Annotated in this window: 25 protein-coding genes and 2 pseudogenes; 10 read left to right on the plus strand and 17 right to left on the minus strand. The window is 51.9% G+C overall.

Annotation, left to right across the window (positions count from 1 at the left end; all coding sequences use genetic code 11):
• Positions 1 to 34 precede the first annotated feature (34 nt).
• Both HP062_RS16720 and HP062_RS16725 read right to left on the minus strand, forming a co-directional pair.
• A complete protein-coding gene (locus HP062_RS16720; protein WP_172791733.1) occupies positions 35 to 1,423 on the minus strand; it encodes a heavy metal sensor histidine kinase in 1,389 nt (462 codons plus the stop codon).
• Positions 1,420 to 2,103, minus strand: coding sequence for a heavy metal response regulator transcription factor (locus HP062_RS16725; RefSeq protein WP_172791734.1), 684 nt, complete (start codon positions 2,101 to 2,103; stop codon positions 1,420 to 1,422). The genes HP062_RS16720 and HP062_RS16725 overlap by 4 nt, the downstream gene beginning before the upstream one ends.
• Before the next feature lie 284 nt (positions 2,104 to 2,387).
• Between HP062_RS16725 and HP062_RS16730 the strand changes: the two genes are divergently transcribed.
• A complete protein-coding gene (locus HP062_RS16730) occupies positions 2,388 to 2,834 on the plus strand; it encodes a DUF411 domain-containing protein (protein WP_172791735.1) in 447 nt (148 codons plus the stop codon).
• 51 nt (positions 2,835 to 2,885) lie between these two features.
• Here HP062_RS16730 and copD read toward each other — a convergent pair whose 3' ends face one another.
• The 5 genes from copD to HP062_RS16755 all read right to left on the minus strand — a co-directional run bounded on the left by copD (position 2,886) and on the right by HP062_RS16755 (position 7,525).
• Positions 2,886 to 3,821 (minus strand): copper homeostasis membrane protein CopD, encoded by a 936-nt coding sequence (gene copD / locus HP062_RS16735; RefSeq protein ID WP_172791736.1) that lies wholly within the window; start codon positions 3,819 to 3,821, stop codon positions 2,886 to 2,888.
• A gap of 2 nt (positions 3,822 to 3,823) precedes the next feature.
• The gene (gene copC, locus HP062_RS16740; protein WP_172791737.1) at positions 3,824 to 4,210 is read right to left on the minus strand and encodes a copper homeostasis periplasmic binding protein CopC; all 387 of its coding nucleotides are present in this window, start codon (positions 4,208 to 4,210) and stop codon (positions 3,824 to 3,826) included.
• Between the two features lie 69 nt (positions 4,211 to 4,279).
• Complete coding sequence (locus HP062_RS16745; protein ID WP_372242592.1) at positions 4,280 to 5,290, minus strand: copper resistance protein B; 1,011 nt, start codon at positions 5,288 to 5,290, stop codon at positions 4,280 to 4,282.
• A gap of 10 nt (positions 5,291 to 5,300) precedes the next feature.
• On the minus strand, positions 5,301 to 7,166 hold the full coding sequence (locus HP062_RS16750) for a copper resistance system multicopper oxidase (protein ID WP_172791738.1): 1,866 nt from the start codon (positions 7,164 to 7,166) through the stop codon (positions 5,301 to 5,303).
• Positions 7,167 to 7,315: 149 nt separating this feature from the next.
• A complete protein-coding gene (locus tag HP062_RS16755; protein WP_172791739.1) occupies positions 7,316 to 7,525 on the minus strand; it encodes a co-regulatory protein PtrA N-terminal domain-containing protein in 210 nt (69 codons plus the stop codon).
• 285 nt (positions 7,526 to 7,810) lie between these two features.
• Between HP062_RS16755 and HP062_RS16760 the strand changes: the two genes are divergently transcribed.
• From HP062_RS16760 to HP062_RS16785, 6 genes are all read left to right on the plus strand, one after another.
• On the plus strand, positions 7,811 to 8,206 hold the full coding sequence (locus HP062_RS16760) for a hypothetical protein (RefSeq protein ID WP_172791740.1): 396 nt from the start codon (positions 7,811 to 7,813) through the stop codon (positions 8,204 to 8,206).
• A 99-nt stretch (positions 8,207 to 8,305) separates the two neighbouring features.
• Positions 8,306 to 8,707, plus strand: a complete 402-nt coding sequence (locus HP062_RS16765) for a hypothetical protein (RefSeq protein ID WP_172791741.1) — start codon at positions 8,306 to 8,308, stop codon at positions 8,705 to 8,707.
• 125 nt (positions 8,708 to 8,832) lie between these two features.
• Positions 8,833 to 9,084, plus strand: a complete 252-nt coding sequence (locus HP062_RS16770; protein WP_172791742.1) for a DUF2933 domain-containing protein — start codon at positions 8,833 to 8,835, stop codon at positions 9,082 to 9,084.
• A 90-nt stretch (positions 9,085 to 9,174) separates the two neighbouring features.
• Positions 9,175 to 11,445 (plus strand): heavy metal translocating P-type ATPase, encoded by a 2,271-nt coding sequence (locus tag HP062_RS16775; RefSeq protein ID WP_172791743.1) that lies wholly within the window; start codon positions 9,175 to 9,177, stop codon positions 11,443 to 11,445.
• A gap of 114 nt (positions 11,446 to 11,559) precedes the next feature.
• Positions 11,560 to 11,832, plus strand: a complete 273-nt coding sequence (locus HP062_RS16780) for a heavy-metal-associated domain-containing protein (RefSeq protein ID WP_172791744.1) — start codon at positions 11,560 to 11,562, stop codon at positions 11,830 to 11,832.
• Positions 11,833 to 11,983: 151 nt separating this feature from the next.
• Entirely contained in the window at positions 11,984 to 12,430 is a 447-nt protein-coding gene (locus tag HP062_RS16785) for a PAS domain-containing protein (RefSeq protein ID WP_172791745.1), read from the plus strand.
• Between the two features lie 74 nt (positions 12,431 to 12,504).
• Here HP062_RS16785 and HP062_RS31125 read toward each other — a convergent pair.
• The 3 genes and pseudogenes from HP062_RS31125 to HP062_RS16795 all read right to left on the minus strand — a co-directional run.
• Positions 12,505 to 12,731 (minus strand): annotated as a pseudogene (locus HP062_RS31125) (integrase core domain-containing protein); the annotation flags it as partial.
• A gap of 137 nt (positions 12,732 to 12,868) precedes the next feature.
• Positions 12,869 to 13,144, minus strand: coding sequence for a DUF2790 domain-containing protein (locus HP062_RS16790; protein WP_172791746.1), 276 nt, complete (start codon positions 13,142 to 13,144; stop codon positions 12,869 to 12,871).
• A 276-nt stretch (positions 13,145 to 13,420) separates the two neighbouring features.
• The gene (locus HP062_RS16795; RefSeq protein ID WP_172791747.1) at positions 13,421 to 13,750 is read right to left on the minus strand and encodes a helix-turn-helix domain-containing protein; all 330 of its coding nucleotides are present in this window, start codon (positions 13,748 to 13,750) and stop codon (positions 13,421 to 13,423) included.
• 88 nt (positions 13,751 to 13,838) lie between these two features.
• On the opposite strand from HP062_RS16795, the gene HP062_RS16800 reads away from it, so the two are divergent.
• Entirely contained in the window at positions 13,839 to 14,588 is a 750-nt protein-coding gene (locus HP062_RS16800) for an SDR family NAD(P)-dependent oxidoreductase (RefSeq protein ID WP_172791748.1), read from the plus strand.
• A gap of 276 nt (positions 14,589 to 14,864) precedes the next feature.
• On the opposite strand, the gene HP062_RS31350 is transcribed toward HP062_RS16800, so the two are convergent.
• From HP062_RS31350 to HP062_RS16825, 5 genes are all read right to left on the minus strand, one after another.
• Positions 14,865 to 15,290 carry a Rho-binding antiterminator gene (locus HP062_RS31350; protein WP_306163351.1) on the minus strand — a complete coding sequence of 142 codons (426 nt, stop codon included), beginning with the start codon at positions 15,288 to 15,290 and terminating at the stop codon, positions 14,865 to 14,867.
• A 36-nt stretch (positions 15,291 to 15,326) separates the two neighbouring features.
• On the minus strand, positions 15,327 to 15,863 hold the full coding sequence (locus HP062_RS16810; RefSeq protein WP_172791750.1) for a carboxymuconolactone decarboxylase family protein: 537 nt from the start codon (positions 15,861 to 15,863) through the stop codon (positions 15,327 to 15,329).
• 170 nt (positions 15,864 to 16,033) lie between these two features.
• The gene (locus HP062_RS16815; protein WP_172791751.1) at positions 16,034 to 16,981 is read right to left on the minus strand and encodes an alpha/beta fold hydrolase; all 948 of its coding nucleotides are present in this window, start codon (positions 16,979 to 16,981) and stop codon (positions 16,034 to 16,036) included.
• An 80-nt stretch (positions 16,982 to 17,061) separates the two neighbouring features.
• Positions 17,062 to 17,592 (minus strand): RidA family protein, encoded by a 531-nt coding sequence (locus tag HP062_RS16820; RefSeq protein ID WP_218585106.1) that lies wholly within the window; start codon positions 17,590 to 17,592, stop codon positions 17,062 to 17,064.
• Between the two features lie 13 nt (positions 17,593 to 17,605).
• Positions 17,606 to 18,631 (minus strand): zinc-binding dehydrogenase, encoded by a 1,026-nt coding sequence (locus tag HP062_RS16825; RefSeq protein ID WP_172791752.1) that lies wholly within the window; start codon positions 18,629 to 18,631, stop codon positions 17,606 to 17,608.
• A gap of 147 nt (positions 18,632 to 18,778) precedes the next feature.
• Here HP062_RS16825 and HP062_RS16830 point away from each other — a divergent pair, with 147 nt between their 5' ends.
• The gene (locus HP062_RS16830; RefSeq protein ID WP_172791753.1) at positions 18,779 to 19,717 is read left to right on the plus strand and encodes a LysR substrate-binding domain-containing protein; all 939 of its coding nucleotides are present in this window, start codon (positions 18,779 to 18,781) and stop codon (positions 19,715 to 19,717) included.
• A gap of 383 nt (positions 19,718 to 20,100) precedes the next feature.
• Here the strand turns inward: HP062_RS16830 and grxC are convergent, their stop codons facing one another.
• Both grxC and HP062_RS16840 read right to left on the minus strand, forming a co-directional pair.
• The gene (gene grxC, locus HP062_RS16835; protein WP_172791754.1) at positions 20,101 to 20,355 is read right to left on the minus strand and encodes a glutaredoxin 3; all 255 of its coding nucleotides are present in this window, start codon (positions 20,353 to 20,355) and stop codon (positions 20,101 to 20,103) included.
• A gap of 24 nt (positions 20,356 to 20,379) precedes the next feature.
• Positions 20,380 to 20,898: a carboxymuconolactone decarboxylase family protein gene (locus HP062_RS16840; protein WP_172791755.1), complete on the minus strand. Its 519-nt coding sequence runs from the start codon at positions 20,896 to 20,898 to the stop codon at positions 20,380 to 20,382.
• A gap of 129 nt (positions 20,899 to 21,027) precedes the next feature.
• Between HP062_RS16840 and HP062_RS16845 the strand changes: the two are divergent.
• Positions 21,028 to 21,840: pseudogene (locus HP062_RS16845) on the plus strand (AraC family transcriptional regulator).
• Positions 21,841 to 22,334: the final 494 nt, after the last annotated feature.

The following is a 22,334-nucleotide window of genomic DNA, read 5'->3' on the forward strand; positions in this document are numbered from 1 at the left end:
CATAGGGTAAGGCACGCAACCGATCTCTTTACTTTCACTCCTGGTCAGCACGCCACGCGGGAAGGCTGATCACAAAGGTCGTATGGCCTTCTCTGGAGACACATCCGACGGTGCCGTCATGGGCGTCAACCAGTGATTTGACGATTGCCAACCCTAACCCCGCATGGTTCGTAGCGCCCTCTCTCCGTGCGGGATCGACTCGGTAAAAACGGTCAAACAGCCGGGGCAGATGCTCTACCGCTATCTCCTCGCCGGGGTTTTCCACTGACAAGCTGATCATGTCGCCAAGGGGCTCGATTTTCACGGAGATCGTACAGTCAAGTGCGGTATACCTGAGCGCATTGGACAGCAAATTCGAGATCATCCTATCCAGCATCGTCCCATCACCATTCACCGCGCCGTGCCCGACTACCTCCAGCTTTACCCCTGTGTCGTCTGCCAGAAGCTGGTAATACTCGAACAATTTCTCGACGACCGAACGCAACTCGATTTTCTCTTTGGCAGGTAGAACCAGACCGTTGTCCGACTTTGCTAAGAAAAGCATGCCGTCAATAATGCTGGAGAGTCGGTTCAGATCTTCCAGGTTGGAATAAAGATTCTCTTCATAATCCTCTGGTGCACGTTTCTTTGTGAGGATGACTTCGGTATGTGTGCGCAGATTGCTGATAGGAGTACGTAGCTCGTGCGCGATATCGGCTGAAAAGTTAGACAACCGAGCAAATGACTCTTCAAGGCGAGCAAGCATAGCGTTGAATGAAGTGACAAGGAGCTCAAGCTCGCGAGGCACAGAATCCATCGGAATACGCTCTTTCAGCGATCCGGCTGACATCGAGGCCGCGACTTTCGTTACTTGTGCGACCGGCTTCAGCCCGCTGAGCGCGACCAACCACCCTAAACCTGCGCTGACCAAGGCGCTAATCGCCAGCCCGATCACCAACCACCAGCGCAGAGTTTCAACGAAATGCATATGGCTTGTGACGTCTAGACTCAGCCACGCGGTCAGCGGCTCAGCTTCATTCACCAAATGAACTTGGGCTTTCATGCCTCGGTACATATGGCCTCCAGCTGTCCACTCCCACATATCTTTCCCAAGCACATCAGAGGAGAAAGGAGGAAGTCCAACTGCATTTGGAGTCGCAAAGATCGTTTTCCCTCCATTCGTGATAATTGAAGCCGAGAGTTCCTGGTGAGCACCGAGCAGAGCTTGTAGCTGCAACACAACTTCTGAAGGGTCTGCGGAGCCAGCTTCGCCATCCATTATTTGCCGAATGGATTCGAGCTTTTCCGTCATCGATTGACGGTCGAGGGCCTTGAAGTGATGTTGGCTGAATCCGTCAAAAGTAAAGCCTGCAACTACCAGCACGGCGACCACGGCGCAGACAAACATCATGCTTAAACGGAGGGTAAGAGATGCACGCTTCATTCTGTATCCGGAGCATCTAGCATGTAGCCCATTCCCCTCGCGGTCTGAATCATCTTGGTGTCGAAATCGTCATCGATTTTGGCCCGGAGCCGACGAATCGCGACTTCGATCACGTTGGTATCACTGTCGAAGTTCATGTCCCAAACCTGCGATGCGATCAGTGATTTCGGCAAGACTTCTCCCCGACGGCGCATCAGCAGTTCTAACAGTGAAAATTCCTTGGCAGTAAGGTCAATGCGTCGACCTGAGCGCGAGGCCCGTCGCTTTAGAAGATCGACCTCCAGATCCCCAATCTTAATAGATGTCTGGTTGGGTACGGCAGCACCACGGCGAAGCAAGCTTCTGACGCGAGCAAGCAACTCGGAAAATGCGAAGGGTTTGACTAGATAATCGTCCGCACCTAACTCCAAGCCTTTGACCCGGTCATCAACTCCGTCCCTGGCCGTCAGAAACAGCACAGGGACTAAACTTCCGCCTGCGCGGACATTTCGGATGACTTCCCAGCCATCAATGCCCGGCATCATTACGTCCAAAATTAGAAGATCGTAGGCCTCATTTTGCGCCTGGTGCAGCGCCTCTGTTCCCGTTACAACCCGGTCGACACTGAAGCCAGCTTCCAGGAGGCCTTGCTGTAGGTACATTCCAATTTTGGGTTCGTCTTCTGCAACCAAGATTCTCATGCAGGGGCTCCGGTTTTGCGGTGTTCTAGTGTGCTACCAATCTGACGACTGTGCGGAAGCTTACGCAAATGTAATTGCCCCAACAGCAAACAGAAAGCACGCAGTCACGACAGGCTCGGGGGCAATTGAGCGGCGGCAGCGAAGATGCGGCTTACAAAAATGTAATCGGCAACCTGACTTTTTGCGCTTAACCTACTTTTCTGACGGTGCGGAAGCGCTACTCGTGGCGCACGGCCAAGGGCATGCAGAGCAACCGCGCAATGACACGTGACGAGGTGCATAGCATGTTCAAACGAAAGCTATCGCTTGCTGTGGGATTGATGATTTGTGGGGTTGTGCAGGCAGCTGATCCACTCACGATTGACGTACATCGTGACGCGAACTGCGGGTGCTGCAAGGAGTGGGTAAAGCACCTTGAATTGAATGGATTCAATGTAGTCGACCACGTGGAAAGTGATATGAGCGCTATCAAGCAGAACCTGGGCGTGCCACAGGGACTCGCTTCATGCCATACGGCTGTAATCGACGGCAAATTCGTGGAGGGTCATGTCCCAGCCGATGAAATCAAGAAGCTGAATGGTCGTTCAGACCTCGCAGGAATTGCAGTGCCAGGCATGCCCGCAGGTTCTCCTGGCATGGACTACGGCCAGAATCATCAACCTTACCAAGTCCTGGGGCTCACCAAGGCAGGTGCGAAAGAAGTGGTCGCTGACTACCCCATCAACCGATAGTCGTTGCTCAGATCTGAGCGCACTTGGGGCCGCTCGGATCTAGCTCCTGAATCACCCTTGAGCCATCTCGATTGAGGGGCTCAATGTTCCTAGCCAAGCCACCAAGCAAACGATGACGACAGCACAGGTCGATTCGATCACCACACTTTTTCTCAAAGCAGTTGCTGCTAGAGAAAAATCACCGGCCACCACAGACCGCTCTAGTGAAGGGCTCAGGTAGAAACGATTGAGGGTAGCTAGCCCGATCATGCCCACGAAAAGTATGATCTTCACGAGTAGGAGAGCGCCATAGGTGCTGGTTACGACTTCGATTACTGTCGGCCCGACAATGAAGAGATAATTAGCGACGCCAGTAACTATGATCGTACCAACAATGAATGCGCCCGCTGTTTCGAATCCCTTGAGCGCTCGCGATAGCACTCGTACCAGTTGCTCCGAATTAGCCCCCCTAATACTCAACATCAGACCGAACGCCGCGAGAGCTCCGATCCAGCCGCCAGCGGCAAGTAGGTGCAGAATATCAGCGGCAAAGTGCCAGAATCGCAGGGCGCCTTCATCCATCGCCCCGTGACCTGTCCATGGGAGTGTCGCTAATGCAATGCTCCCAGCCAAGGTAGCAACCCAGAGACTGCCCGTTGGCCATCGCTTGCTCTGGCTTCCAACAAAAATCACCACTGCTAGCGAGATCATGCGCGTCACCCAGCTGTAGCCGATCTCTGTCTCGTACAGCATCATTTCCAGGTGAGTTCGCAGTTCCGCCCAGTCGGATGCGCCGCTCATATTTTTTGTCATAACTGCGAAAGCTGCTAGGGACAAAAGCATACCTATAGCGGCGGTGCCAGGCAGTAGCGACCCAAAATGTAGCACAGTTCCCGATACCCGCTCTTTTCCCCGAAGGCTGTACAGCCCAAAGACAGCGAGACCGAACAGGAGCATCAGATCCAGGTAAAGGGCGAGGCGCAGTACCACATTCAAAGGGTCGCTCATGCTTATTTCACTTTGAAAGTAACGCTGCCGGTAATCGGATGGGTATCGGAGGAAACCGCTCGCCATTCCACTTTGTAGGTGCCCGCTGTGAGAGGAGAGGCCGGGGTCAAGACCATGGTTTTAGGATCGTTACTGCCGGCCACGCTGGCTTTCACACCCATAGGAGAGTGCGACGACATGCCAGGCATTTCGGTCATGACCAACTTAGCTCCGGAAAACTGGGTAACCAGATTTTCAGAAAAGTGCAGCTCAATCTTCGCCGGAGCTGGGCCGCTCTCGCCTTCGGCAGGAGTGGAGGACACCAGTTTGGGGTGAGCCTGGGCAATTGCACTGAGCAGAAGGCTGGATGAAAGAGCGACGGCCACAACACAGGATTTAAATACAGACATGCAAGGCTCCTCACAGCGCGTAGCTGTTGTAATGAGGTTATATAATTATTTGGTGCCGCTAACTGTGGTTTAGAACCACATCCGGACGCCGAGCACTAGGCGTGCTTCGTTATTGTCTTCGCCTTCCTCGCGGGCATAGTCAGCAGTCTTTCCATACGCCCGATTCCAACTCACACCTACGTAAGGTGCGAATTGTGGGCGGATTTCGTACCGGAGCCGCAAACCGACCTCACTCTCAGACAGCCCTGAACCAACTCCACGTTTGGGATCGTTTTTGCCATAGAAATTGAATTCTGCCGTTGGTTGCAAAATCAGCTTATTGGTTAGGAGAATGTCGTAATCACCTTCCAGCCGCGCTGCGGTCTGGCCGCCTTCTCCCAAATAAGCAGTAGCCTGGGCCTCGAAATTGTATAGCGCCAAGCCCTGGATACCGAAAGCCGCCCACGTTTGGGGTTCGCCTGGTTTGAAGTCTTGACGAACGCCGCCGACTAGATCCCACCAGGGGCTGATGGCGTGGCCCCAAAGAGCTTGAACCTCTGCCTCCTCAGTCTTCCCATTGGTGCGCTCGCCTTCGGAGCGCAACCATAGACGATCAATATCTCCCCCTATCCAACCTTGGGCTTCCCAGTTCAGTGCGCTTCCATCGTCAGCATCCTGCCATTCCAATTTCTCAAATATAAAAAATGAGTTGAGGGCTGTGTCATGAACTTGGTGACCACCAGGGGACTTATAGACTGCAGCTCTGTCAGCATCGGTTAGCGGTGGTATCGGAGTCCGGCTTTGAGTTTGTGGTTGCTTGGCGGGCTGCATACCCTCCATTTTGCTGTGATCCATGCCCTGCATCTGGCTATGATCCATGCCCTGCATTTTGCCGTGATCCATACCCTGCATCTGGCTGTGATCCATACCTTCCATCTTGCCGTGATCCATGCCCGGCTTTTGGCTGTGATCCATGGTCTGCATCTGCCCGTCTTCGGTACCCTGGCTAGTTTCAGCGGCTGCCGGCAAGACAAAACCAGCGGCTAGAGCGACGGTAAATACAGCTGAGTGCATGCGAGTTCCGCAAAAATAATTGCTCATAGTCGACTCCTTATTCCTCTACACGCACTTCGCGGAACATCCCCATTTCCATGTGATACAGGAGATGGCAGTGGTAGGCCCAGCGCCCCAGCGCATCGGCTGTTACTCGGTAGCTGCGCTTCGAGCCTGGCGGCATATCAATGGTGTGTTTGCGGACAAGGAATTGCCCGTTTTCATCTTCAAGGTCGCTCCACATGCCATGCAAGTGGATGGGATGAGTCATCATGGTGTCGTTGACGAGAACGATCCGGACTCGCTCGCCGTATTTCAGTTTTAAAGGCTCGGCGTCCGAAAACTTCACGCCGTTGAAAGACCAAGAAAATTTTTCCATATGACCGGTCAAGTGCAGTTCGATAGTTCTACTTGGCTCACGGCCATCTGGATCTTCAAACGTGCTTTTTAAGTCAGAGTACGTCAGTACCTTTCGACCATTCTCACGAAGCCCCATGCCAGGATCATCAAGCTTTGGCGACGTCGACATTGCCTGCATGTCGACGAGAGGATTGTTGGACTCCGTGGCTGGGTGCGACTGCATTTCTCCCATACCACTCATGCCGCCCATAGACATTTTGCTGTGATCCATTCCAGCCATGCTGTCCATGCCGGACATGTCCTGCGTAGCGCCATGGTTCATACCTTTCATGGCACCGCCGTCCATTCCCGACATACCCTCCATTGAGCTGTCTCCCGAACCCGCCATCTTGCTGTGATCCATTCCTGGCATATCACCCATACCAGCCATCGCGCCGTGATCCATACCGGCCATACCCATGTCAGCCATGGTGACGAGAGGACGTGGGTCTAGCTCAGGTACTGGAGCGGCCAAGCCAGACCGGACGGCCAAGGTGCCTCTTGCGTACCCCGACCGATCCATCGACTGCGCAAACAGTGTGTAGGCGTCCTGAGTTGGTTCGACGATCACATCGAAGGTCTCAGCTGTGGCGATCCTGAACTCGTCCACGCTTACGGGCTTAACATACTGGCCATCGGCAGCCACAACAGTCATCTTCAAACCCGGAATACGGACATCGAAGTAGCTCATGGCTGAACCATTGATGAACCTCAACCTAAGCTTTTCGCCAAGTTTGAAGGTGCCCGTCCAGTTGGAGTTCGGCGCGAGGCCGTTCATCAAGTAGGTGTATGTCGCGCCACTGACGTCTGCAATGTCAGTGGGGTTCATCTTCATTTCTGCCCACATCTTGCGGTCAGCAACGGTAGCTGACCAACCTTTGTCAGCTACGTCATGTATGAAATCACTGACTGTGCGTTTATGGGTGTTGTAGTAGTCAGACTGTTTCTTCAATGTTTTCATCAGCGAAGCAGGATCTTCATCCGTCCAGTCAGTAAGCATCACCACGTAGTCACGGTCATACTCAAATGGCTCGGGCTCTTTCGCGTCGATTACCAATGGGCCGTATACACCTACCTGTTCTTGGAAGCCGGAGTGACTGTGATACCAGTACGTTCCGTTCTGCTTGACCTTGAATTGATAGACATACATGCCGTTAGGCTCGATCCCATGGAAGCTAAGGCCCGGCACACCGTCCATATTCGCGGGGAGGATAATCCCGTGCCAGTGGATTGATGTCATATCCTTGAGGCGGTTCTTGACCCGCAAGGTCACGGTATCGCCCTCACGCCAGCGCAGCTGAGGCCCCGGAATCCCACCATTGATTGTCATGGCAGTCCGGGCATTCCCAGTGATATTTACCGGTGTTTCTCCGATAAAGAGGTCGAACTCTGTACCTGACAGGACATTAGTCTCGCCTAAGCTACGGGCCGCCCATATAGGGGTATGCCAGAGGCCTAAGCCACCGAGAATCCCGCCTGCGGTGAGACCTTTCACAAAGGTGCGCCGAGAAGTTTTGAAATGCATACCGATTCATGTCCCGTCAGTCGGATGTCAGGTGCACGCACGTTGGCGTGTTCCCGAGGGTTCACGCTTTGGATAGCTAGTGCGCTTGATACATCGAAGATGCCATAAGCCAGCAAACGGGGTGATTACATTTCCGTAAGCTGGGCGGCTCAGCATTGATGCTTCTGCTCTTCAGCCGTGGGCTTTTCCTGTGCAATATCCTCTTGCACTTGCGCTTGTGAGACGGGTTTGGTGGTGGCCGTTGCCGTCTCGCGAGCTCGTTCCATGCGCTCAACCGCACGGTCGCCGCCACCTTCGCCAAAGGCCAGGGACGATATAGCCAAACTGAGTGTAAGAATCACAACGTAGGTAGCTTTCATAGTGCATCTCCTTCAAGGAATTGACTCTCGATGAAACCAGAGAGTTTGAGCGTCAGCTCGATGAGGATGATGAGGGGACGCACCTGTCAGCACGCTTAGCCGGTGATTACACTTTTGACAGCACGCGGAGAAACTCAACATCTGAAAGATCGACGGGCGTCATAAAATTTGACCGCACCACAGAACCGACAGCCGGCTGCATAAATTGATGTAGATCAACCGTGGCACTTCAATGTGGCGTATGTTGAAAAATCAAAATCCGCTAATCAGTACCGGAGATTCTCCATGTTCTGGTTTCGCCATCGTCAACCAACGTTCATACGCCTCGCCATCGTGCTGTGGGTGTTAGCGTTTGGTCTGGCAGCGACCCAGGGATGTCTGGCACAGCCCAGCCACAATCCGGCTACAACTCATGTCTCGCTGATCACCGCGCAAGATCACGATAGCCACGACGCCCATGCCCTCGGTTGCCTTCAGCACTGCGCCGATGCGTCAATAGCTGTAAGTCCTTCGCTCCATCTTCATATATTTGACCTGTTCAGTTGGACGTTTCTGCTCCTTATCCCAGCGTTGCTGATTTTGTATCCCGCCAATCCCTCCGCTTTTGCCTTTCTTGCATTACGGCGCCCTGTACCGGCCAGACCGCCTGCCCGCCTGATTTTCGTCCGTTTCAACGATTAATCCGACCTTCTGCGCGCCGATCTTCGGCGCACTGTCTGACTGCGCCAGCCTGGCGCGGCTTGGTATTACCTGAGTTGTCCTGACCCTTTGGAGATTGCCATGCATGCCACATTGAAATTTATCCTCGCCACCCTGCTCGTGAGCAGCCCACTTATCGCCTCGGCAGTCGATGAGCATCACCCGGAGGGGCAGACCGCGCCCACCAAGACAAGCGAAGCAGCTACGCCGATGCAAAACAATGTCATGACCGAGCAAATGCAAAAAATGCAGGCTGCACACGACAAGGCAGCCGCCGCCAAGACCCCTGCCGAGCGACACGCCGCCATGCAGGAGAACATGAAGACGATGAAGGACAGCATGGCCATGATGCATAAGAACTGTCATGGCAAGGGCATGGGCATGGACGGCAACAAAGACGGCATGGAGATGGGAATGATGAACATGATGATGAAAATGATGGATCAGCAAACGAGCATGATGAACATGCCGATGAGCAAGTGACGCGCACAAGCCTGTAGGCAATGCAGCGACGGTTTTACTTTAGCCAATATGCCAACGGTAAAACTGCCGCCCGTTGCACCTTTACGACGTATCACTAAACAGCACTCCCTTAGGAGTACAGAACCATGATGAATTCGCCACATTCCGCTAACACCTCTCCAACATTTTGGAGGAGTAAACCCGGCATAGCGCTGGGTATGCTGCTGGTGATCGTGCTGTTCTATCTGGCAAGAGAACACTACGGCCATATGCTGGGTTTACTGCCTTATATGATTTTGCTGTTGTGCCCGCTGATGCATTTTTTCGGGCACCACCACGGTGGTCACAGTCATCACGGCGAAACCTCAGTCTCAACCAAGGATGCGAACAGGAGTTAGCTCATGCACACTCCTGAGGTTCGTCAAGCGCACGGCCCAATACAGAACTCTGAACCCCAACCCACCGGCTCCCATGACCCGGTATGTGGCATGACCGTCAGTAACGACAGCCAGTTCAGCACGGAATATGAGGGGCAAAACTACCGGTTCTGCAGCCAGAAATGCCAAACGACCTTCAGGGCAGCGCCCGAGCGTTATCGAATATCTCAACTGAAAATCGAACAAATCCCTCAGACAACAGTAGAACCGTTAACGGGTGCCGCTGAATACACATGTCCCATGCATCCGGAGATTCGCCAGATCGGCCCCGGCGTCTGCCCTAAGTGCGGCATGACCTTAGAGCCGGTGATTCCCGAATTGGAGGAAGAAGAGAACTTAGAACTCAAGGACTTCAGCAAGCGCTTCTGGTGGACATTGCCACTGACAATAATCGTCACCGTTCTGGCCATGGGCGGCCATGCCTTTGTGCTGTTTCACGGCCCCACGCAAAACTGGATCGAGATGGGACTGGCCACGCCCGTGGTGCTATGGGCTGGATGGCCGTTTTATGTGCGCGGCGTCCGCTCGGTGATTCAGCGTAGTCCGAACATGTGGACGTTGATCGGGCTTGGCACGGCGGGAGCCTTCCTTTACAGCTTCGTGGCCACCCTGGCCCCCGATGTATTCCCCAGCAACTTCATGATGGAGGGCCGCATCGGTGTGTACTTCGAAGCTGCGGCTGTGATCATCTCACTGACCCTTCTCGGCCAGATGCTTGAGCTCAAGGCTCGCTCGCAAACCTCGGCTGCCATCAAGTCGCTGCTTGGACTGGCACCCAAAACTGCCCGACGGATCAATGCCGATGGCACGGAAGAAGACATCCCTCTGACACACGTATACAGCGGCGATACGTTACGTGTGCGACCGGGCGAAAAAGTGCCTGTCGACGGCCAGGTGTTACAAGGCGAAAGCGCTGTAGATGAGTCGATGCTCACCGGAGAACCGATACCGATCATGAAGAGGGCCGGCGACGCGCTGATCGGTGCCACTCTCAACATTCACGGCAGTCTGGTGATGCAGGCGCAGAAGATAGGGTCGGCGACCCTGCTCGCACAGATTGTGCAGATGGTTGTGCAGGCACAACGCTCAAAAGCGCCGATGCAACGGCTGGCAGACGTGATTGCCAGTTACTTCGTGATTGTGGTGATTACTATCGCCGCGCTGACGCTACTCGGCTGGGGGCTGTGGGGGCCCGAGCCAAGTTGGGTGTTCGGACTGATCAACGCTGTCGCGGTCATGATCATCGCCTGTCCCTGTGCCCTTGGCCTAGCGACACCGATGTCAGTCATGGTCGCCACCGGGAAGGCTGCTGGCAGCGGCGTATTGTTTCGCGATGCCGCCGCCATCGAAAACCTGCGCAAGATAGACATCTTGATAGTCGACAAAACTGGCACCCTCACTGAAGGTCGACCAGCGTTCCATAGCGTCGAGGCCGTACCCGGATTTACTCAGGATGAAGTGTTGCGCCTGGCCGCAAGTCTCGATCAGGGCAGTGAGCATCCATTGGCCCACGCCATCGTCGAGCAGGCTCGTGCCGCAGGGCTAAAACTGGTGACACCTGAAACCTTCGAGTCAGCCTCAGGTATTGGTGTAAGCGGTCAGGTCGAGGGTCGCCGCCTGATGCTAGGCAATACCGCGTTGATGCAGGAGGCCGGCGTTTCCACAGAGAGCTTGCAAGAACATGCCGAGAAGCTACGCGGCGACGGTACGAGCATCATGTACCTGGCAGTCGATGGCGCCCTGGCGGGTTTGCTGGCTGTTGCCGACCCCATCAAACCCACCACGAAGCTGGCCGTCGAGCGTCTGCAGGCGGATGGCGTCAAGGTCATCATGGCCACTGGCGACGGCCTTACGACTGCTCGCTCGGTAGCTCGCCAGTTGGGCATCGAGGAGGTTCACGGCGAGGTCAAACCGCAAGATAAAGAGCGCTTGGTGGCATCTCTGCAACAAGCCGGACACCGGGTGGCGATGGCCGGCGACGGCATTAATGATGCCCCCGCACTGGCTCGCGCTGATGTAGGTATCGCCATGGGCACTGGCACTGACGTGGCGATGAACAGCGCTCAGGTCACCCTGGTCAAGGGGGATCTGCTCGGTATCCTACGTGCTCGCAGCCTGTCAGTCGCGACGGTGAGAAATATGCACCAGAACCTGACCTTCGCCTTCCTTTACAACGCCATGGGCATCCCACTGGCTGCCGGCTTGTTCTATCCACTTACCGGTCACCTTCTGTCACCGCTCATTGCCGCACTGGCCATGAGCGTGAGCTCGGCGTCGGTAGTATTCAACGCCTTGCGTCTGCGCCAGGCGTCCATTGATTGAGTGACAACGACCGCTTGACCTTGCCATGGCAGCAAGGTTGAGGATAAGCCAACGCCGCAGAAAAGCCTCATGCGTCAGTCTTTCCATGATCAACTTTGTTGTGAGGAGTCACCAATGAAAACTGTTGAACTGCAAGTCCAAGGCATGAGCTGTGGTTCATGTGTCAAACATGTCACCGAAGCGCTGCGCCCAGTTGAAGGCGTGAGTGACGTAGCGGTGGATTTACAAGCCGGACGGGTGAAGGTCAGCGGCGATTCGGACAGCCATGCGCTGCTTGCAGCCCTGGAGAACGCGGGCTATCAAGCACAGCTGGCGACAGTGGAAAGCGTAGCGAGTAAGAAAACCTCGGGCTGTGGCGGGAACGGCGGTGGTTGCTGCTGTCGGTAAGCGTTATTTTTAAACTGGAGACTCGCAGGTACGGGTCTTCGCCCAGTCCAAAAGGGCAAAATCATGAAAAAAACAGGTCGTGATTTTCTCGAAAGCGTTCAGAAGCCCTAAGTTATCCTAGAATGATTTGACATTCACTGGGGCTCTGAAAATGATCGACGCAGAACTGCTGAAACTGGTGGTTGAAGCATCCAACGATGGCATCGTGGTAGCAGAGCAGGAAGGCGACGAAAACATCCTGATCTATGCCAACCCCGCCTTTCAGCGCCTGACGGGGTACAGCGTTGACGACATCCTGTACCAGGACTGCCGCTTCCTGCAGGGTGATGACCGTGACCAAGCCGGCCTTTCAGTTATCCGAGAGGCGATAAAAAACCTTCACCCCTGCCGGCAAATCATTCGCAACTACCGCAAGGACGGGAGTGCCTTCTGGAACGAACTGTCGATTACTCCAGTATTCAACGACACCGATCAACTCACCTACTTCATCGGTATCCAGAAGGACGTCAGCGTCGAGGTTGAGGCTAGCGAGCGAGTGCGCGAACTGGAAGCTGAAGTCGCACTGTTGAAGAGCCAACTGGCTCAATTGCAACGCTAAATCTAAGAGCACTCGGAGAAAGAACAACTTTGAACATAGACTTGCCCCTACAAAAACCGGACACCAACTGCCAGTTAAATTGATGCTATCGCTAAGCGCCTGAACTCCCTCAGTGAACGATATTTCAAGGCGCTGTGCGGATGCTGCTCGTTGTAATGTTCGAAGGTGATAGCCAGGTATCGCAGCGCCGTTTCTCGATCTGGCGTGAGTATATGCGCAAGTAGTCACGCGTGATTGTCTTCACGAAGCTCTCGGCCTTGCAGTTGCTGCGTGCTGTGGTGGTCTCCCGTCGCAGGCTGATCTCTCGAGCATGCATCATCTCCTCCTGGCAGCCGACCGATCAAGCGCATCAACCACCAATCGCCTAATGAGAGCAACAGAAAATATCAACACATCTCCTTACAGAACTCTGTTAAAACTGGACTCGCTACAATTAAATCAGCTTCCAATAAAGCAATTATCTGAGTGCAACTGGTAAGTAATGGCGTGTTGAAGTCCTGCATAATCAAGGTAAGTCATCTTGGATTGTATTATTTCGCAATGATTGGTGTGAGGTTTTTCAATTGAAAGCACCTTGGCGACATCTAAGCTCATGCCATAAGCGTAAGGAATCGCTGGTACAAGCTCGGGATCCGTAGACGCTGATGCAAAGGACGCCGTCAATCCGGACAGAGAAATGGAAAGCAAGAGGCCAACTATCGATAAACGTTTCATAACCTTTCTCCAAGACCAGCGCGAATTGCGTTGGGTATGGAGCTATCTTCGTTTGTCTCGACGATTCTGAGCATACCGAATTTCTCAATAACTGTGCAGATCGTCTAAATCGCCCGCGACGGATAAAGGTTTTCTGGCGACATGTTGGCTCACCATTTCAAATTGTTGGATTTCCGATTAAAAACTAAGACGGTATGCAGTCTGCGCTTGATTCCAGAACCATTGGTACCCGTTTGCACAGGCACTTATTAACTATTTCGATCATGGCTATAGTTTTTAAATAGCTGGAAAATTACTTTCAACATGACGCCTATTTTCATTTCCCCAATCACACAGTGGCATGAGAGCTTGAGCAAGCGTCCTGCCAAACTCAGTTATCGAATAAACAACGCGAGGTGGTACTTCTTGATAATCACGTCGTACAATAATTCCGTCGTCCGTTAGCCCTCTCAATTGTTGGATCAATACCTTTTCGCTGATGCCTGCCACAAGCCTTTTCAGTTCACCAAAGCGGCGCGAGTCGGCACTTAGGTAAAAAAGAATCAGCGGCTTCCATTTGCCGCCAACCACCCGCAACGCTACATCCAGCCCACAAATATTTTCCATCACAGCACCATACTTACCTTTTAGTAGGTACTACCTTAATTGAAATCAATCCTTCAAAGTAGTCCTTCTTTTGATTGAGGTTTCCGAAATGGGCAAGCTTGAAGGAAAAATCGCGGTGGTCACAGGTGCAAACAGTGGTATCGGCCTAGCCACCGCGAAGCGATTCGCAGAAGAAGGCGCACGAGTGTTTATGACTGGCCGGCGTCAGAAGGAGCTTGATCTAGCGGTTTTAGCGGTTGGACAAAACGCTCGGGGAATCCAAGGTGACGTGTCCAAATTAGAAGATCTCGATAGACTGTTCGAGACAATCAAAAATGAAGCCGGTGCAATCGACGTGTTGTTCGCGAATGCCGGCGGTGGAACGTTTGCAGCCTTAGCGGACATTACTGAGGAACATTTCGAAAGCATTTTCGCCACCAACGTCAAAGGAACACTGTTCACAGTCCAAAAGGCGCTTCCCCTACTGAAAAATGGATCATCGATAATTCTGACAGGATCGACGGGCGCTACGACAGGTATACCGGCATTCAGCGTCTATTGCGCAAGCAAAGCGGCAATACGTAACTTCGCAAGGGGTTGGATTCTCGACCTTGCCCCTCGAAAAATCCGCGTGAACGTTCTGGTTCCAGGCGCAACTTCAACTCCTGGATGGCATGATCTAGCCCCGAATTTAGAGACTAATCAGGAAATGATTCGGTTCGTGGAGTCGAGCACGCCACTGGGTCGTTTGGCGAACCCTGAGGAGTGCGCAAGCGCAGCCTTGTTCCTAGCCTCCGATGAGAGCAGCTTCGTTAATGGAAGTGAATTGTTCGTGGATGGGGGCTCAGCGCAGATCTAAAGGAAAACATCGGCGCTGAGAAAAGAAGGTCATCGTGAAAAACCTTAACACGATGACTTTCCATAAGTTTTGATTGGGCGTCTTTGAGTTTCAATCGTCGAATTTTTGGCAAAAAAAAGCTCGCAATGCGAGCCGAATCAAAACAAGGAGCCCTACTAACATGCCGTTTCAATTGTGAAATTTTTGTGAAATGGTGTATTGGCGGATCAAAAAAGGCGGTAAATTGTGCTTGGGTTTCCAAAGCGGCGGCCCTTATGCTAATTCGTTAATGTCTGATCAAATGGTACAGGAATTATTGGTAAACTCTTTTCGCAGATAACCGGAGTTTTCTTCTAGTATAGTAATTGCCAAAATCATATCCAGCCTAACCTCTTGTATTCGGCCCGGCGACTCCAATTGAAGATACTCCTCCTTGGATGTTGATATCTTCGTAGTTAAGGCTCTCGCTTTCAGACATTCACCGTCGAGCAATTCTACTTTAAGTTCGTAATTTCGCATGCAGACAATCTCAATAAAATCGTAGAGACTACAATCCAGCGGTTGGTATTTCATATTGATGACCTTTTTCCTTCGAGTGCTGCAAGCCAACGACCAGCGATAAAATTTGAAATCGCGAGAAGCGCTAGATCTTTTCGCAAAAATTGCCCAGGTGCAACAGTTTCTTATCGTAGGCCCGCACCGAGCCAGAGCTAATACCAACATCAGTGCCGCATGTAAATATGCGGCACTGACGGATACTCAGCTAACAGCTGGAAAATCAAGTGGCGTATCGTTTACTCGGTTGATCAGGTTAGTGAATGTAATGCTGGTGACGGCGAGCAAGATATCCATAATCTGCTGATCACTGTACCCTGCATGCTTAACGGTATTAACAGTATCGGCAGAGATGGTTCCCGAAGTGCTCACCAGCGTTCTAGCGAACTTGGACAAAGCATCAAATTTTATGTTTCCAGAAGATGTGCTATGGCGAGCCGCCAGTATCTCATCGTTCTTAAGGCCGGCACCTTTCCCGATGACAGTGTGTGCAGCAAGGCAATAGTCACAGCCAGAAGTCTGGCTGACGGCAAGCTTGATGACCTCGATTTCCTTGACGCTCAAACTGCCCTTATGTAGGGCGCCGTCAAGTGCAAGTGCAGCTTCCAAAGCTAAGGGACTATTGGTGCCAGCAACCAAAAAAGCGTTCGGTACAGCACCAAATGCACGTTTGATAGAAGCAAATACTTCTGCGGTGTGGCCAGTTGCTTCGTCGACGCTAACAACATTTAAGCGGTTCATAGTAATACCTTTTTTTTTGCATGGGAGAACACGGCAGCGCCTTCGTAATGAGTGCTGGATTCTGCTTTCGTGTTCATATTTACGCCTTAGTATAGGCGATCTCTAATGCTGGCTATAAAACCAGCATTGGTGGATTTAGGGTGATGGAAAAACTAATAGTATCGCGACGATTACTTCAAATTCTGTCCGAGAAATTTAAGCATTTTCTCAGCGATGACATCTCCATGAGTTTCAATCGCGAAATGCCCGGTGTCGAGAAGTACGATTTCAGCATTTGGAATGTCGCGTTTAAATGCCTCGGCGCCAGCGGGCAAGAAGAATGGGTCGTTTTTACCCCAGATTGCTAACACAGGAGGTTGCTTAGATTTAAAGTATTTATGTAATTCAGCGTACTGCTTAATGTTTTCGCCATAATTCATAATCAAATCAAGTTGAATGTCAACGCCTAAGCGCTCTACAGCGGCTTGTGCCAAGAAATAACTTTCGGGCGGTATAAGAGCTGGATCCTTGACTCCTTCGGTGTACTGCCATTTAGTCATTTCCAGCGTATTCAACTTGCGCAACGCTTCGCGATTTTCAATGGAGGGATCTGCCCAAGCTTTACGCATATCAGCCCAACCAGGACTAAGCCCCTCCTCGTAGGCGTTTCCATTTTGAGTGATAATAGCTGTAATTTTCTCAGGGTTTTTTACCGCCAGACGCCAGCCTACAGGCGCACCGTAGTCGAACACATACATTACATATTTATCTAAAGCTTTAGCCTCGGTGAATTTTTGTATTGTTACTGCTAGATTATCGAAGTTGTAGACAAACTTCCTTTCCGGATTGACCGTTGTTAAGCCAAATCCTGGCAAATCCGGTGCGACAACGTAGTATTTTTTAGCCAATTTCGGAATTAGATCGCGAAACATATGAGATGATGCGCCAAAGCCGTGCAGCAACAGAATCGCAGGGGCGCTCTTGTCACCCGCTTCGCGATAAAAGACTTCTACTCCGTCGATATTTATACTTAGGTGACGAGTTTGGTTAGCAGCAGGGTTCGCCGAGGTGACGCTTGAAAGCAAACCTAAAGCAGCCACCAATCCGGCAAACAACACAGTTTTCACATTGAGTTTCATAAATTTCTCTCGCCTCATAAAGTTAAGCACTCTATAAATACAGATTGACTCATTTATTAATAGAGGCCAGGCAGCGGCCTTCAATAAACTTCTGAGTATTCGCCTGTAACTGCAAAGGTTACTGCAAGTTCCACAGAAGCCCCAAGGGGCAACTGTGTTACAGAAAATGCCGTTCTGCTATGGCGACCTAGAGACTCGCCAAAAACCGATACAAACAGCTCTGACGCTCCATCCAACACATGTGGCTGCGCAATGAAACCCGGCGCACTCGCAACATAACCTTCCACTCGGAGTAAACCGCCAAACCGTTGAAACCCGCCTAAGGCCGTTTCGATTTGCGAAATGACATTGAGTGCTGCCGCCCTAGCAGCGGCATAGCCATCAGCTTCACTTAAATGGAAGCCAACCGCACCTGGGTGCAAAAGTTTGCCGCCTACCAAAGGAAACTGGCCAGAGACAGCCCCAATGCCATTGCGAATCACGACCGCACGATAGGAACCTACCGGCTTAGGGGCCTGAGGTAACGTAATGCCTAGCAAGCGTAGTCTTTCGGCAATCTCGTTGGCATTGCGCGCGTCTGACGATAATTCCAATGACATAGGCGTCTTCATAGGCTGCTCCAGATTAAGGCTTCAAGACAAGATTGCCCGACACACGACCTTCAGCAAGTAATTCATGAGCACGAGATGCTTCAGAAAGCGGAATCACTTGATCCAGTACCGGGCGCACCGCGCCTTTCTTAATCAAGTCCAATCCGAAGCGTAAGTCATCCAAATCCCCCATAAGCGTCCCAAGCAGCCGGCGCTGACTGAAGAAGAAGCTTCGAATATCAAGATTCAGCTCAGACCCCGCGACGAAGCCCAGGGTAACCACTGTGCCAGTAGGACGCGTGGCTTCAATACTGCGCGCCAGAATCTCACCGCCGAGGTTATCGATAGTCACATCGATACCTTTACCCCCTGTCCATTCACGAGTCACTGCAACAAAGTCTTCAAGCTTACTGTTGACGACCAGATCGGCACCGAGCTTACGTGCGACTTCAGCTTTCTCATCGCTACTAACTGTCGTTACGACCCTGGCACCAAGCGCCTTGGCAATTTGGATGCTCATCGAGCCAGTGCCCGAACCGCCCGCTTGAACCAAAACGGTGTCTCCTGCTTTCACTGCGCCAACGACTTTCACAGCTCGTACTGCGGTCACCACAACCATTGGCAGCGTGGCGAGCTCCTCAGGTGAAAGTCCGGTATCGTCGCGCAGCAACCAATGTGCTGGCACCTCCATGTATTCAGCGTAAGCGCCCCAACTCATGATGCCTGCAATGGCATAGCTGGGAGCTGCGCTCATTGGGGAGAAGGCATAGTCAGCGACATCTAGCGGGTAACCTGGCATTGGAACAACACGCTCGCCCAGAACGAAGTCAGTCACACCGGCACCCAGCTCAACGACTTCACCAACCGCATCTGATCCCAGAACGTGGGGAAGAGCGAGATCACGTGTTATGGCACCTTCACGCAGGTAGAGTTCAAGGCGGTTTATGCCCGCAGCTAGTACCCGGATGACCACGTGTCCCGGACGCGCGCTAGGCGTAGCGACATCCTCGTAGCGCAAAACACTTGGAGCACCAAACTCACGAAAAATAGACGCTTTCATAAACACTCCGTTAATAAGAAACAGTTACAACAATTAGAGAGATCATGTCGGCGGTCATCCATCTCACTTACCCGCGTGGCATGGCTACAATTATGTTAGCTAATGAATCAGCCGAATATTGGGATTTTCTTGCCGGGGTAATAAGCTGTGCTTAACGAAGAAGCTCGCCGAATCGCCATCTATTTGAATGCTCTCCGAGCATTCGAGGCAGCAGCAAGGCTGCAAACGTTTTCCGCTGCTGCGGAGGAACTCCACGTGACCCCTCCTGCGATCAGTCAGCTAATAAAAACGCTAGAGGATTACGTAGGACGCTCACTATTTGAACGATCTCGGAGTGGCGTGACATTAACGCCGGAGGCCGCTGCTATTTATCCCCAAATTCGTGACGGCTTTGCGCTTCTAGCAGGGGGACTGCACCGTTTGCGAGCAGCCCTACCGGTTAACGTCGTAACGCTATCGGTGACACCTGCTTTTGCTAGCAAATGGCTTCTCACCCGCATTTCAGGCTTCAGTGCTCGCTATCCACAATGGGATATTCGATTGCACACCACTGACCGTCTTGTCGATTTTCGCAGTGAGGGCGTAGACATCGGAGTTCGCTTTGGTATCGGTCGTTATCCCGATTTGACCGCAGAGCGAATGATGGGAGAGTACGTATTCCCGGTTTGCAGTCAAAAGCTGTTAGATAAGCTAGGAAAAACCTCATTGAGTCTCGACGACATTGCCTCTTTGACCCTGATACATGATGCAACCATAAGCTTTGACTCAAATTTCCCAACGTGGTCTTCCTGGCTGTCATCACGAGGCTACAGCCGCAACCAAGGCTTACGAGGCATGCACGTAAATGCGTCGGCTTTGGCTATCCAGGCAGCGGTAGAAGGGCAAGGCGTCGCGCTAGCACGCAGCCAGCTGGTAAAAGAAGATTTGGCTTCCGGGCGATTAGTGCGTCCTTTTGAGGGATACGAAACCTCTCACTCATCCTATTTTGTAGTGTATCCCCATCATGCAACCTTACAACCCCAAGTGAAAGCAGTGCGTGATTGGCTAATGGCGGAAGCGGAGGTAGAGCAAATACTACATCTCTGATTTTTAAAGTGTGGGTTCAGGCATTATCTAAAAAATGGATAGCATTCTACCAATGAAGTTGGCTATCCATTGAGATATGCATTTTTACTCGGGAATGGAGAGATGATTCCCTACGCAAAAAAGACAATGACAATGGCCTGCCTTTTCCAATTCCCGAAGCAGGCGATGTAAGGTTATTTAAGGTTGATATAGCGGTGGCGGTCAAAATCCCACAAATAACAACTACCCGGAAACAGACAAAAAACTGTAGCAATTGCATAGCACTCTTCATGACGGACTATGACACTTCCGATTGGATGTTCCAGGAGTGGCGAATAATTGGCTTTAATTAAGTTAAGTTATAGTCTTGGTCAGCTCAAGATGTCTGACCAAGCCCATATTTTTCACAATCCTAGCAGTGCGTCAAGACGACCAGTACGTTCGAGCGCAGCCATATCATCGAAGCCACCGATGTGGCGCCCACCTATAAAGATTTGCGGCACACTGCGCCGTCCACTTTTTGCGACCATTTCGCGCAACCGCTCTGGGTTTGCTTCAACATTGATTTCTTTTGCCTTTATGCCCTTGCCTGCTAGCAACGCTTTCGCGTTACGGCAATATGGGCAAACACTGGTGGTATACATAGTCACGTTGTTCATTTTCACTTCTCCAGATTTAAAATATTAGTCTTCGATGGCAGGCCAATCGATGTCAGTAGCCGCGACGTTGTTGAGGTAGTTCGTAAAGGTAAGCAGCGCGACCTGTGCAATGATCTCTACGATTTGGGCATCGTTTAGTCCCGCCTGACGGGCCTCCGAGAGTTGTACGTCCGTAACCTGCCCACGGCTTTCGGTAACATGGAGAGCAAAACGTGCGAACTCGTTAAGTTGACCATGGCGAGCATCCCGAATTTCCGATGCAGACAAGCCGGCCTTCTGAGCGAACAACGAATGCGCCGCCAAGCAATAATCGCATCCGTTTACTTGAGACGCGGCGAGCGCTACTGCTTCCCGCTGGCTCGCGCTGAGCGAGCTTTTACCCATTGCCTGATTGAATTGCATGAAGCCGTTTAGCGCGGCTGGTGAGTGGGCAAGTGTCCTAAAAGTGTTTGGCAAAAAACCCAAGCCCTTCTGAACGCTTTCCAATGTCGGGCGAATGTTTTCAGATGCGTTTTCGATTAAAAGTGCGGGTATGCGGGACATAATTTTTCTAAAAAGCCCAGGCGCAAAATGCGCTAGGTACAACGCCATATTGGAGAAAAAATAGATTTTCTTGGATGCAAATCGTCGATAATATGATGCAGATCGTCCAAGCTTGATAAAGGTGAATCCATGGATCGCTTGTCAACGTTGCTGTCCCAATTCGGCGTGCGCGCAAACCTATTCCATAGCGGGCGGGTTTGTGGAGTGGCGTCATTTGATGGCGTCGAGCAGCGCGGTCACATTCACTTGCTGCAGGCCGGTGATCTTACGTTCAGCGGGCCCAACGAGCGTGGTTTGCTTATCACTAAGCCAAGCCTTATTTTCTCGCCGCGCCCTAGCAGACATAAGCTAATAGCCAACGAGGCAGAAGGGGCGCAACTTCTTTGTGCATCGTTGGAGTTCGCGGGTGGTGTCGATAATCCTTTAGCTGCGTCCCTACCGGACTTGCTGGTACTCTCACTAGATGAAATGCCTATGCTGGCCGATACGCTGACATGGTTATTCGCAGAGGCTAAAGGTGCTCATTGCGGTAGGGAAGCAATGCTGGATCGCTTGTTTGAATTACTAATTATCTAACTGTTGCGATACCTCCTTGACCATCAAGAACTTAGCACCGGTATGATGGCAGGACTAGCCGATTTGCGCCTCGCACGCTCGCTGGTGCAGATGCACAATGCCCCGCAGCGGAGTTGGTCAGTTGCTGAGTTAGCAAGTGAGTCAAACATGTCACGAGCTAGCTATGCTGCGCACTTTCGTGACGTGGTAGGTAAGACACCCGCCGAGTATCTTTTGAGTTGGCGCATTAGTTTGGCACAGAAGCGACTGCGTGAGGGCCGGCCAATTACATTGATTGCCGACGAGGTGGGTTATGAAAGTCCTTCAGCCCTTGCGCGCGCTTTCCGACGCAAGACGGGATTAAGTCCTAGACAGTGGATGAAGTGATGCGACACCGAAACAGAGCTTTGTGCACAGCGTTTCACGAGTCGACGGTGTAACTGATGGATAAGGTGGCGACTCCGAGAGGGAACGCTTGCGGGTTGTATCTGCGAAAACGCAACCTTGAAAAGCTATCGCTATTGAATTAAGTTCAAGATTTACCACCCAAAGCCGTCGCTTCAGGCACCTTGGTACTGTAATCCAAACAAACTCTGCGGATGCGTTATCGGAAAGTGAAAGGTGTCGCACAGCGCACTCAGGAGGATCCTTCAGATTTTACCTGGCTTGGGCGCTTGAAACCACGCCCTAACCTAGTGCCCAGCGCACTTCGAGTTTGGCCTCTACGCGCTCATTCTGTTCTCCATAAGTACTGCGTTCCTGACAGTCGAACCCGACCGCTTAGAGCTTTTACTAGCGACCATGGCATTACTCAAGAAGAACACCGATCCGCCAAAATATTTGAGCATGGCCTCAATCAACGCTCATACCTCTGAATCACG

This window comes from Pseudomonas sp. B14-6 (assembly GCF_013260315.1).
Classification (GTDB): domain Bacteria; phylum Pseudomonadota; class Gammaproteobacteria; order Pseudomonadales; family Pseudomonadaceae; genus Aquipseudomonas; species Aquipseudomonas mandelii.